Genomic DNA, 11,308 nt, shown 5'->3' on the forward strand with positions numbered 1-11,308 from the left:
CATGCGTCTGACCGAGCCCGTCGCTGTGGGGCCCCGCACCGCTCCCAGCCGGGTGGTGTTCGGGCCGCACGAGACCAACCTGGCCCGACGCCGGGCGATCTCGGAACGGCACGTCGCCTACTACGCCCGGCGTGCGGCCGGCGGCGCCGGTCTGATCGTCACCGAGACGGCGAGCGTGCACCCGTCCGACTGGCCCTACGAGCGGGCCCCGCTGGCTGCGGACTGCGGCCCGGGCTGGGCTGCGACCGCAGCCGCGTGCGCGCCGTACGGGACGCTGGTGGTGGCCTCCCTCGGCCACGCCGGCTCGCAGGGCTCCTCTGCGTACCACCAGTCGGCGCTGTGGGCGCCGTCCCGGGTCCCCGATGTGGTGAGCCGGGAGCTGCCCATGGAGATGGAGGAGAGCGAACTGGCCGAGCTGCGCGCGGGCTTCGCCTCGGCGGCGCGGCTCGCGGTGGACTCGGGGCTGCACGGGGTGGAGGTCGAGGCCGGCCAGTACAGCCTGCTGCGCCAGTTCCTGTCCGGGCTGACCAACCAGCGCGCGGACGCCTATGGCAGCGACCGGCTGCTGCTGCTCCGTCAGGTGCTCGGGGACGTGCGCGAGGCGGTGGGTGAGGGGCGGCCGGTGGGGCTCAGGCTGTCCTGCGACGAGCTGGCGCCGTGGGCCGGCATCACACCCGAGCACGCTGAGGGCTTCGCCCGTGAGCTGGCCCCGCTCCTCGACTACCTGGTGGTGGTGCGCGGTTCGGCGATGTCCACCGCCGCCACCCGTCCCGACTTCCACGCCCCGCCCGGTTTCAATGCCGAGCTGTGCGCCGCCGTGCGCACGGCGGTCGCCGGGGCGGTGCCCGTCGTGTTGCAGGGCTCGGTCACCGACTCCCGGTCGGCCCAGCGGGCCCTGGACGACGGGGTCGCCGATCTGGTGGAGATGACCCGCGCCCAGATCGCCGACCCGGAGCTGGTCGCGCTGGTGCGCTCGGAGCATCCCGAGCGCGTGCGACCGTGTGTGCTGTGCAACCAGAAGTGCCGCGTACGGGACAACCGCAATCCGGTGGTCTCGTGCGCCGTGGAGCCCCGCAGCGGCCATGAGACCGAGGACGTGCCGGACGCCCCTCTCGAAGGGAGGACGGTGTCCGTGGCGGCCTCGAAGCCGCGGACGGACAAGCCCGGCGGGGCCGGCGGTGCGGCTACCCGGGCATCCGGCGATCTGGCGGCCCTTGTGGTCGGGGGCGGGCCCGCGGGTCTGGAGGCCGCGCGGGTACTGGCCGCCCACGGGCACCGGGTGGAGCTGGTGGAGCGCGCCGAACGGCTCGGTGGGATGCTGCGGGCGGCGGGCGAACGCTGGGCACCGCTGCTGGACTGGCTGGAGTCGGAGGTACGGCGGCTCGGTGTCGTCGTGCGCACGCACACCGCCGTCACGGCGCGGGATCTGGCTGGACGCCGGGTGGTGCTGGCCACCGGTTCGCGTCCCGGACCGCGCCGCTACGACATCGACGGCGGCAACGTCCTGGAGGCGGCCGACCTGCTCGCGAGCCGTGCGGCGCTGCCCGACGGGCCCGTGCTCGTCCACGATCCCGTGGGAGACGCAACCGGCGTCGGCCTCGCCGAGCGGCTCGCCGCCGAGGGCCGGGAGACCTCGCTGCTCACCCCGGACCAGGTGGCCGGCACGCAGCTCGCCCTGACCGGCGACCTCGCCGACGCGCACGCGCGGCTGGCGCGCGCCGGGGTGACCCTGGTGCGCCGCGCCGCGCTGCGGGCGGTGCTGGCCGATGCCGCGCTGGTGGAGGACACCGTCACCGGCGAGCGGCACAAGGTGGCCTTCGCGGCTGTCGTGCATTGCGGCCACCGGCTGCCCGACACCTCGCTCACCGCCCCGGCCGACGCCATCGCGGCCGGTGACCGGGTGGCACCACGCACGGTGCACGAGGCCCTGCTGGAGGGCCGGCGCGCCGCCCTGGCGCTGTGCGGCGAAGGAGGTACAAGCCGGTGACCGGTCTGAAGCTGCTCTTCTCTCCGCTGCGGCTGGGCCCGCTGACCCTCGCCAACCGGATCGTGTTCTCCGCGCATCTGACGAACTACGCCGAAGACGGCCTGCCAAGCGAGCAGCATGCGGCGTACTACGCGGCGCGGGCGGCCGGCGGGGCCGGGCTGATCATCACCGAGGAGCACTCCACCCACGCCACCGACTGGCCGTACGAGAAGCTCATCCACGGCTTCCGGCCGGAGGCGGTGGCCGGGTACCGGCGCATCACCGAGGCCGTGCACGCGCACGGCACCCCGATTCTCGCCCAGCTCAACCACAACGGCGGCCAGGCGTCCTCGATGTACTCGCGGCTGCCGGTGTGGGCGCCCTCGCCGGTGCCCGACCCGCTGTTCCGGGAGGTGCCCAAGGAGGTCACCACCGCGGAGATCGCCGAGATCGTCGCCGGGTACGGCACGGTCGCGGGGCACTGCGCGGAGGGCGGCTTCGACGGGGTGGAGCTGCAGTGCTCGCACTCCTCGATCGTGCGCGGCTTCCTCTCGCCGGCCACCAACCTGCGCACCGACGCCTACGGCGGCCCGCTGGAGCACCGGGTGCGGATCCTTCGGGAGATCGTCGATGCGGTGCGCGAGGCGATCGGGCCGGACCGGGTGCTGGGAGTGCGGCTGTGCGGCGACGAGCTGCTGGACGGCGGCACCACGATCGAGGAGGCCGTCGCCACGGCCCGGATGGTGGAGGCCACCGGCAAGGTCGACTACATCAACACCTCGATCGGCGTGGCCACCTCGACCCTGTACATGATCGAGGCGTCGATGTCGGTGCCGCCCGGCTACGCCCTGTTCGTCTCCAACGCCTTCCGCTCGGCGGTGAGGCTGCCGGTGATCGGCGTGGGCCGGATCAAGGATCCGGTGCAGGCCGAACGGGCCCTCGCCGAGGGGCACTGCGATCTCGTCGGCGTGGTGCGCGGCCAGATCGCCGACCCGGACTTCGTCGTCAAGGCACGCACCGGGCGCACCCCGCACATCCGCACGTGTCTGTCCTGCAACCAGGAGTGCGTCGGCCGCATGGGTCTGAACCGCTGGCTGGGCTGCATCGAGAACCCTCGCGCGGGCCGCGAGGCGGTGTCGCTGCCCGCACCGGGCCCCAGGCCGCGCCGCGTGCTGGTCGTCGGCGGCGGACCTGCCGGGCTGCAGGCGGCGGCGACCGCTGCGCGGCGCGGGCACCGGGTGACGCTGTACGAACGGTCGGCAGCCACCGGGGGCCAGGTCGCCACAGCCGCGACCGCCCCGAACCGCGCCGAGTTCCTGGACGTCGTGCGCAATCTGCTCGCCGAGTGCCTGCGCCACGGCGTGGACATCCGCACGGGGGTCGAGGCCACGGCCCACTCGCTGCGCGCCGAGGCCCCGGAGGCCGTCGTGCTCGCCACCGGAGCGCGACCCCAACGGCCGTACTGGGCCGGTGACGTGGCACGCGTCGTGGACGTGCGGGACATCCTGGAGGGCCGCGCGTCGCCGGCGGCCGGGCAGCGGGTGCTGGTCGTCGACGAACTCGGTTTCCATCAGGCCACCTCCGTGGCCGAACTGCTGGCCGGCCGGGGTTGCCGGGTGCGGATCAGCACGCCCGCGATGGTGATCGGGCAGGACTTGGGCATCACGCTCGACCTGGAGACGTACGGCGTGCGCGCCCATGCCAAAGGCATCATGCACGCCACCGACCAGGTGGTGGTGGGGGCCCGGCCGAGCGGGGAGGGGGACGAGGAAGTGGAACTGGACATTCTCACGCACACCACGAACACCACGGCGCGCGAACGCTACGACTGGGTGGTGTGCGCCGTGCACCAGACGCCGGAGGACAGCCTGTGGCACGCGCTGAAGGACGCCCCGTTCCCGGTTCACCGGGCCGGTGACTGCCTGACCCCGCGCCGCGCGCACGCCGCGGTCGTCGAGGGCCACCGGGTGGGAACAGCGCTGTGAACGCCTCCCTGCCCGATCGGATCGCCGTGCTCGTCGTACGGGACGGAGTATTGCCGCTGGGCGCCGACGAGGCCGTGGCCGAGGCGAACGGGCATGCGCTGGTGGTCGGTTCGCGGGCCGGTGCGGGGGCCCGCGAACTCGTCGCGGCCCGCCGGGTGTGGACGGCCGACAGCGGGACCTCCCCGGCCGCCCTGTCCGTGGCGCTCGCTCCGTTGCTCACACCCGTGCACACCGTCGTGCTGCCCGCCTCCCCCGATGGGCGGGACCTGGCGCCGCGCCTCGCCGGCGAGCTGGGGCGGCCGTTGCTCGCCGGCGCCCTGGAGGTGCTGCCGCACGGCGCGGACGTGCTGCGCCTGGGCGGGAGCGCGCTGGTCGAACTGACCGTGGACGGTCCCTTCGTCGCCACCCTGGAGCCGGGCATGCGCGGGGCGGCCCCGGTGCCCGGGCCCCCGGAGACGAGGGCACTCACTCTCCCCGGCCCGGCCGCCGCTGTCCCGGACGCGGAGCACGTGGCCGACCTCGACACCTCCGCCGGCGCCGGTGATCTCGCCACCGCCCACCGGGTGCTCGGCGCGGGCGGCGGGCTGGGCGGCCCGGAGGCCGTGGCGCTGCTCGCCGAGGCCGGGACGGCGCTGGGCATGGCGGTGGGCGGCACCCGGGTGGTCACCGACGCGGGCTGGCTGGAGTACGCCCGGCAGATCGGCACCACCGGCGTCACCGTCGACCCCGACCTGTACGTCGCCTTCGGCGTCTCCGGCGCCCCCCACCACACCGGTGGGCTCGGCGCGCCGCGCCATGTGGTGAGCGTGAACACCGATCCGTACTGCCCGATGACAGCCATGGCCGACCTGGGCATCGTGGCCGACGCGGCGGCCGTGCTCGGCGTGTTGGTCCGCAAGCTGCGGGAGGTGGCCGATGCCGCCTGAGACGAACCCGGTGCCCGCCTTCGACGTCGTCGTGGTCGGTGCCGGCCCCGCCGGGTCGGCCGCCGCGCTGGAGGCGGCGCGGGCCGGGCTGTCGGTGGCGCTGCTGGAGCGCGGGCCCTATCCGGGAGCCAAGAACGTGTACGGAGGCGTGGTCTACGGCCGGATCCTCGACGAGCTGGTGCCCGGCTGGTGGGAACACATGCCGGTGCAGCGCTGGGTGACCCGGCGCTCCACCATGCTGCTCACCGACAGCCAGGCGCTCACCGTCGATTTCCGCACCGAGGACTGGGGCCGTCCCCCGTACAACGGCGCCACCGCCTTCCGCGCCGAGCTGGACGGCTGGCTCGCCTCGCTGGCCGAGGCGGCCGGTGCCGTGCTCGTACCGTCCACCACGGTGACCGGACTCCTGCGCGACGCGGCCGGGCGGGTCACGGGGGTGCGCACCGACCGGCCCGGCGGCGACCTGACCGCCCGGATCGTCATCGCCTGCGACGGCGTGAACTCGTTCCTCGCCAAGGAGGCGGGGCTGTTCGCGCAAGTGCCGGGCAAGCAGGCCGAGCACACCTCACTGGGGGTGAAGGAGACCCTCGCCCTGCCGCGCAAGGTCATCGAGGAGCGGTTCGGACTGACCGGTCGGCACGGTCAGGACATCGAGGTCCTCGGCTGCACCGGTGACATCCCCGGCGGTGGTTTCCTCTACACGAATCTGGAATCGGTCAGCGTCGGCGTGGTGCTGTCCGTGGTCGGGCTCGCGGCGTCCGGCGAACGGCCCGAGGCGGTGCTGGCCGGCCTGAAGGAGCATCCGGCGATCGCCCCGCTGCTGCGCGGCGCCGAACTGAAGGAGTACTCCGCTCACCTGATCCCCGAGGGCGGCTACGACAGCATGCCCGAGCTCGTCACCGACGGCATGCTCGTGGCCGGGGACGCAGCCGCGATGTGCCTGGCCGCCGGTATCTGGCTGGAGGGCGTCAACTACGCGCTGGGCGCAGGCATGTACGCCGGCCGGAGCGCCGCTGTCGCCATCGCCGCGGGCGATACGTCCCGGGCGGGACTGACCGGTTACCGGCGCATGCTGGAGGAGTCGTTCGTGCTGGCAGACCACCGCAGGCTGCGCCGGGTGCCGGGACTGGTCTTCTCCGAGCGGGTCCAGCAGTCGTACCCGGGGCTGCTGTGCGACGTGGCCCAAGGTTTCTTCACCGTCGACAACCCACGTCCCAAGCCGGGTCTGCGCCGGCTGCTGTCGGGCGCGGCCCGCAGGCGCGGTGTGCGGCTGCGCCATCTGCTGTCCGACGCATTCACCGGAACGAGGTCCTTCGGATGACCCAGAGCAGCCCTCACGCCCATCGCGCCGGTGTGTCCTTCGAGGACCGCATGGCCACGGTGGACTTCCGTGTCGCGGAGCGCGCTCACATCGTGGTGGACACCAGCGTGTGCCTGTCCTGCGAACTCCGCTCCTGTGTGCACGCCTGCCCCGCCGCGCTGTTCGTGCCCACGGACGACGGCGGGATCCTGTTCAACTACGAGCAGTGCTTCGAATGCGGCACCTGCTACCAGGTGTGCGACGCGCCCGGCGCGCTCAGCTGGACCTATCCCGAGGGCGGCCACGGGGTCGCCTTCCGGCAGGGGTGAGCGCCGTGCTCGTGGCCGCTGCTCTGCGCTGGACGGATCCGCGCGCGTCCGCGCACCCGCTGACGGGTGCGGCCCCGAGTGCGCCCTACGCGGCCGGGGCCTCCCCTGCCGACCGGTGCGCGCTGGAACACGCGCTACGGCTCGCCGAGCAGCTTGGCGGGCGTTGCCTGGCGGTGACCGTGGGGCCCGCGGGCGCCGAGGAGATGCTCCGCGAAGCCCTGGCCGCCGGCGTCGACGGGGCGCTGCGCATCGACGGCCCGGACGGCGACGAGGCGGCGACCGCGCACAGCCTGCTGGCCGGCCTCACGGCCCAGGGCCCGCTGCCGCAGGTGGTGGTGTGCGGGGACCGCTCACAGGACCGTGGCACCGGCGCCACGCCGGCTCTCCTGGCCGCGTCACTGGGGGCATCGCAGGCATTGGGGCTCACCGAACTGGCGGTCGACACCGAAACCACCGGTGGGGTACGACTGCGGGCGGTACGGCGGCTGGACGGCGGGCGCGCGGAGGAACTCCGCGTGCCGCTGCCCGCGGTGTGCTCGGTGGAGCCCGGCAGCGTACGACCGCGCAGGGCGGCACTCGCCGCGGTGCTCGCCGCTCGGCGGGCGGAGGTCGCCGTGGTCCGAGCGGGTGCGCGGGAGGGCGCCGGAGTGCGGGCAGGCCGGACGCGCCCTTACCGGCCGCGCCCGAAGGTCCTGTCCGCCCCCGACGGCAGCACCCGGGAACGGCTGCTTGCGCTCACCGGCGCCCTGACGCCGCCGCGCACCCCGCCCCGGGTGGTGACCCCGCCTTCCGCCGAGGAGGCGGCGGAACTGCTGCTCGCCCATCTGCGGGAGCACGGCGTGGACGTGGCGGGACAGAGGTAGCGGACGGGAGGGCAGCGGTTATGGAGAGCACGGATGAGGCCGGTGCGCGGCGCACGGCCGTCGTCACCGGCGCGGCACGCGGCATCGGCGCGGCCGTTGCGGGTCGGCTGGCCGCGGACGGCTGGCTGGTGGTGGCCGTGGACGTGTGCCGGGACCTGCCCGGCGTCGGCTACCGGCTGGGCACCGAGCAGGAGCTGAACGCGCTCGCGGGCCGGTGGCCGGACTCGGTGCTGCCCGTGGTCGCCGACGTGCGCGACCAGACGGCACTCGATGCGGCGGTGGAACTGGCGTGCGAACGGACCGGGCGGCTGCACGCCGCGGTGGCAGCGGCTGCGGTGATGGCCGGCGGACGGCCGCTGTGGGAGACCACCGACGCCGAGTGGGACGCCCTGTTCGACATCGGGGTGCGCGGAGTAGCCAACCTGGCCCGGGCCGCCGTACCCCGACTGCTGGCCGCGCCCGAGCCGCGCTCGGGCAGGTTCGTCGCCCTCGCCTCGGCCGCCGCCCACTACGGGCTGTGGCACCTGGCCGGGTACAACGCGGCCAAGCACGCGGTGGTGGGTCTGATCCGAGGTCTGGCCACCGACCTGCGCGGCACCGGCGTGACGGCCACCGCCGTCTCCCCCGGCTCCACCCGCACCCCCATGCTGCAGGCCAGCGCCAACCTGTACGGGCTTGCGGACACCGACGAGTTCGCCGGGCACCAGCTGCTGGAACGGCTGCTGGAGCCGGAGGAGGTCGCGGCGGCGGTCTGCTGGCTGTGCGGCGCAGAGGCGTCCGCACTCACCGGCACGGTCGTCCAGGCGGACGGAGGTTTCATGCCATGAGCACACCGAACCCCGAACCTTCCCCGACCGCTGCGGCGTTGTCGGCGGCACCGCTGCGCCTGGAGCCGGACCCGTCCCTCGGCCGCCTCGCCGACGGCAGCACGCTGCTGGGCGGCTCGCCCTACCGGGTGCTGCGGCTGACCGCGGCCGGCGCCCGCCTGGTGGAGGGATGGCTCGGCGGGAAGCCGGTACCCGGCACGCCCGCGGAGCGACGCCTGGCGGACCGGCTGATCACCGCCGGACTGGTGCATCCCCGGTACGCGGCGGGCCCGTTCACGGAGGCCGACGTCACCGCGGTGATACCGGTCCGCGACCGCCCCGAGGTGACACGGACCCTGCCGAGGCCGGCGGAACTCGCCGGGACGGTGGTGGTGGACGACGGCAGCGCGGTGCCGTTGCCCAGTGCCACAGTGCGGCATGCGGCCTCGCGCGGCCCGGCCGCCGCGCGCAACAGCGGCTGGCGGCTGGCCGATACGCGGCTGGTGGCGTTCCTGGACGCCGATGTCGTACCCGAACCCGGCTGGCTCCGAGCGTTGCTGCCGCACTTCGCGGACCCACGGGTGGCCGCGGTGGCGCCGCGCGTGCGCAGCCGTCCGGGCGCCAGCGCCCTGGAACGCTACGAGCAGGACCGCTCCCCGCTCGACCTGGGCCCGCTGCCGGCCGTTGTCCGACCCGGCAGCCGGGTGAGCTATGTCCCCACCGCCGCCCTGGTCGTACGGGTCTCGGCGCTGCGCGCGCTCGGCGGATTCGACGAGACGCTGCGCTACGGCGAGGACGTCGACCTGGTGTGGCGGCTGGCCGCCCGCGGGCATCTGGTGCGCTACGAGCCGGCCGGCGAGGTGGTGCACGAGCCTCGGTCCAGCTGGTCCGCGTGGGCCCGGCAGCGCTTCGACTACGGAACGTCGGCCGCGCCGCTGGCGCTGCGCCATCCGGCGGCGGCGGCCCCGGTGCGTGTGTCGCCGTGGACGCTGGCGTGCTGGGCCGCGGTCGGCGCCGGCCGCCCAGCCGCCGCCTCGGCCACGGCTCTGATCACCGCATCGCTGCTTCCGCGCAAGCTGCACCCCGTAGGGGTACCGGCCGAGAAGGCGGTGGCGCTGGCGCTGCGCGGTCATTGGGGAGCGGGCCGGATGTTCGCCGACGCGGTCACCCGCGCATGGTGGCCGGTGGCGGTTCCGGCCCTGGCCGCCTCCCGGCACGGGCGGCTGCTGCTGGCCGCCGCCTGGGCCCGCCATCTGACCGACTGGCGTGCGCAGCGCCCCGCGCTGCCGCTGGGCCAGTGGCTGCCAGCTCGTATCACCGACGACCTTGCCTACGGCGCCGGCGTCTGGTGGGGCGCGCTGCGTCACCGCACCCTGGCGCCGCTGCTCCCGGACGTCCGGGAGTGGCCCGGTCGGGACGGTGTGCGCCGCGTATGAACGGACCGCGCCGACTGGCCGAGCTGCCCTGGCCGGAGGTGGCGGCCATGGCCGGGCACTGCGTGCTGGCCGTTCCGGTGGGGTCGACCGAGCAGCACGGGCCGCATCTGCCGTTCACCGTGGACACGGACATCGCGCTGGCGCTGGCCGAGCACCTGGCGGCGTCCCGGGAGTGGGTGGTGCTGGCACCGCCGGTGCACTACGGCTCCAGCGGCGAGCACGCGGGTTTCCCCGGCACTCTGTCGATCGGGCAGGAGGCCACCGAACTGCTGCTCGTCGAACTGGTCCGCTCCGCCGACGCGTTCGCGGCCGTCGCGTTCGTCTCGGCCCACGGCGGCAACGCCCGGCCGGTGCGACGGGCGGTGGCCCGGCTGCGCCACGAGGGACGCCGGGCCTACTTCTGGGAGCCGACCGGCGACCCCGCCGACAGCCACGCCGGCCGCAACGAGACGTCGGCGATGCTGGCCCTGCGGCCCGCCACAGTAGGCCTGGACCGGGCCGAGCCGGGCGACACCCGACCGCTGCCGGCCGTGCTGCCGGAACTGCGGCGCGGCGGATTGCGGGCGGTCACGGCCAACGGGGTGCTGGGGGATCCGAGGGGGGCGACCGCCGCCGCCGGACGGGATCTGCTCCGTGCGTGGGGGGAGGATCTGCTGATCGCGAGCACGCGGTGGAAGCCCGCGGCCGGCCCGGGCGCCGTCACAGGTTCTTGAGGTACTCCGTCATCACCTCCAGGAACGCCTCCGGCTCCTCCAGGTGCGGCAGGTGGCTGGAGTCCTCGAAAACCACCCAGCGCACGTCGGGGATCAGCTCCTGGTACGGCCGTACCGTCTTGGGGGTCGCCTCGTCGTGGCGGCCGGACAGCACAAGCGTCGGTACGGCGATCTCCGGCAGGCAGTCCTCGACACCCCAGTCCTTCAGGGTGCCGATGACGTGGAACTCGCTGGGACCGTTCATGGTGTAGTACACCGTCGGGTCGTTGTAGACCTCGTAGAAGGAGGCCTGGTACTCGCGCGGCCACGGCTTCAGGCGGCAGACGTGCTTCTCGTAGAAGGGCGTCATCGCCTGGTAGTACTCCTCGCTGTCCGTGGTCCCGGCGGCCTCGTGACGCAGCAGGGTCTCGTTGACGCCGGGCGGGAGCTGGGCTCGGAGCACGGCCATTTCCTCCAGCCACAGCGGGTAGGAGGCGGGCGCGTTGGCGATGACGAGGCCGCGCAGGCCCGCGGGGCGGGCGGCTGCGTGCTTGGCCACCAGCAGCCCGCCCCAGGACTGGCCGAACAGCACATAGTTGTCGGCGATACCGAGGGAGGTGAGCAGGTTGTCGAGTTCGCCTAGAAACAGGTCAACGGTCCAGAAGTCCACGCCACGCCGAGGAAGATGGGTGGAGCCGCCGTTGCCGATCTGGTCGTAGTGGACCACGGGATGGCCCTGCTCGGCGAGCCGCGCGAGCGGCAGCAGGTAGTCGTGCGTGGACCCCGGGCCGCCGTGCACCACGACGATCGGGGCCAGGCCCGAGCCGAGGTCCCCGGTGACGCGGTACCAGGTCTTGTACTCGCCGAACGGAACCGTTCCCTTGGCCCTCGGGGCCGGCGTCATGTTCCTCACCTTCTCCGCTTTCTGTGTCGGCCTGGCAGCCGTCCATGCTGCCCAGGAAGTTTCCGAGGTTCCCTCCCGGGACCTCGGGGCGGGCCGCCGGG

Annotated in this window: 10 protein-coding genes; 9 read left to right on the forward strand and 1 reads right to left on the reverse strand. The window is 74.3% G+C overall.

Annotation, left to right across the window (positions count from 1 at the left end; genetic code table 11):
- The first annotated feature begins 1 nt into the window (after nucleotide 1).
- From AB5L52_RS21650 to mftE, 9 genes are read left to right on the forward strand one after another with little or no spacing between them, the layout of a single operon-like run.
- Nucleotides 2–1,987 (forward strand): mycofactocin system FadH/OYE family oxidoreductase 1, encoded by a 1,986-nt coding sequence (locus tag AB5L52_RS21650; protein WP_351578281.1) that lies wholly within the window; start codon nucleotides 2–4, stop codon nucleotides 1,985–1,987.
- Nucleotides 1,984–3,951 carry a mycofactocin system FadH/OYE family oxidoreductase 2 gene (locus AB5L52_RS21655; RefSeq protein ID WP_351578248.1) on the forward strand — a complete coding sequence of 656 codons (1,968 nt, stop codon included), beginning with the start codon at nucleotides 1,984–1,986 and terminating at the stop codon, nucleotides 3,949–3,951. Before AB5L52_RS21650 ends, AB5L52_RS21655 begins: the two co-directional genes overlap by 4 nt.
- On the forward strand, nucleotides 3,948–4,877 hold the full coding sequence (locus AB5L52_RS21660; RefSeq protein ID WP_351578251.1) for a mycofactocin-associated electron transfer flavoprotein alpha subunit: 930 nt from the start codon (nucleotides 3,948–3,950) through the stop codon (nucleotides 4,875–4,877). The genes AB5L52_RS21655 and AB5L52_RS21660 overlap by 4 nt, the downstream gene beginning before the upstream one ends.
- The gene (locus AB5L52_RS21665; RefSeq protein ID WP_351578254.1) at nucleotides 4,867–6,198 is read left to right on the forward strand and encodes an FAD-dependent oxidoreductase; all 1,332 of its coding nucleotides are present in this window, start codon (nucleotides 4,867–4,869) and stop codon (nucleotides 6,196–6,198) included. The genes AB5L52_RS21660 and AB5L52_RS21665 overlap by 11 nt, the downstream gene beginning before the upstream one ends.
- Nucleotides 6,195–6,506, forward strand: a complete 312-nt coding sequence (locus tag AB5L52_RS21670; RefSeq protein ID WP_351578257.1) for a 4Fe-4S dicluster domain-containing protein — start codon at nucleotides 6,195–6,197, stop codon at nucleotides 6,504–6,506. Before AB5L52_RS21665 ends, AB5L52_RS21670 begins: the two co-directional genes overlap by 4 nt.
- Nucleotides 6,507–6,511: 5 nt before the next feature.
- Nucleotides 6,512–7,369, forward strand: coding sequence for a mycofactocin-associated electron transfer flavoprotein beta subunit (locus AB5L52_RS21675; RefSeq protein ID WP_351578260.1), 858 nt, complete (start codon nucleotides 6,512–6,514; stop codon nucleotides 7,367–7,369).
- Nucleotides 7,370–7,389: 20 nt separating this feature from the next.
- Nucleotides 7,390–8,196 (forward strand): mycofactocin-coupled SDR family oxidoreductase, encoded by an 807-nt coding sequence (locus AB5L52_RS21680; RefSeq protein WP_369365707.1) that lies wholly within the window; start codon nucleotides 7,390–7,392, stop codon nucleotides 8,194–8,196.
- Nucleotides 8,193–9,611 (forward strand): mycofactocin biosynthesis glycosyltransferase MftF, encoded by a 1,419-nt coding sequence (gene mftF / locus AB5L52_RS21685; protein WP_351578266.1) that lies wholly within the window; start codon nucleotides 8,193–8,195, stop codon nucleotides 9,609–9,611. The genes AB5L52_RS21680 and mftF overlap by 4 nt, the downstream gene beginning before the upstream one ends.
- Complete coding sequence (gene mftE / locus AB5L52_RS21690) at nucleotides 9,608–10,324, forward strand: mycofactocin biosynthesis peptidyl-dipeptidase MftE (protein WP_351578269.1); 717 nt, start codon at nucleotides 9,608–9,610, stop codon at nucleotides 10,322–10,324. The genes mftF and mftE overlap by 4 nt, the downstream gene beginning before the upstream one ends.
- Here the strand turns inward: mftE and AB5L52_RS21695 are convergent.
- Entirely contained in the window at nucleotides 10,311–11,207 is an 897-nt protein-coding gene (locus AB5L52_RS21695) for a proline iminopeptidase-family hydrolase (RefSeq protein ID WP_369365709.1), read from the reverse strand. The genes mftE and AB5L52_RS21695 overlap by 14 nt on opposite strands.
- Between the last annotated feature and the right edge of the window lie 101 nt (nucleotides 11,208–11,308).

It is taken from the genome of Streptomyces sp. CG4 (genome assembly GCF_041080655.1).
GTDB lineage: Bacteria > Actinomycetota > Actinomycetes > Streptomycetales > Streptomycetaceae > Streptomyces.

Coding starts and splice junctions, on each gene's coding strand:
- AB5L52_RS21670 (WP_351578257.1), top strand. CDS start 6,195: ATGACCCAGAGCAGCCCTCACGCCCATCGCGCCGGTGTGTCCTTCGAG.
- AB5L52_RS21695 (WP_369365709.1), bottom strand. CDS start 11,207: ATGACGCCGGCCCCGAGGGCCAAGGGAACGGTTCCGTTCGGCGAGTAC.
- mftF (WP_351578266.1), top strand. CDS start 8,193: ATGAGCACACCGAACCCCGAACCTTCCCCGACCGCTGCGGCGTTGTCG.
- AB5L52_RS21680 (WP_369365707.1), top strand. CDS start 7,390: ATGGAGAGCACGGATGAGGCCGGTGCGCGGCGCACGGCCGTCGTCACC.
- AB5L52_RS21650 (WP_351578281.1), top strand. CDS start 2: ATGCGTCTGACCGAGCCCGTCGCTGTGGGGCCCCGCACCGCTCCCAGC.
- AB5L52_RS21665 (WP_351578254.1), top strand. CDS start 4,867: ATGCCGCCTGAGACGAACCCGGTGCCCGCCTTCGACGTCGTCGTGGTC.
- mftE (WP_351578269.1), top strand. CDS start 9,608: ATGAACGGACCGCGCCGACTGGCCGAGCTGCCCTGGCCGGAGGTGGCG.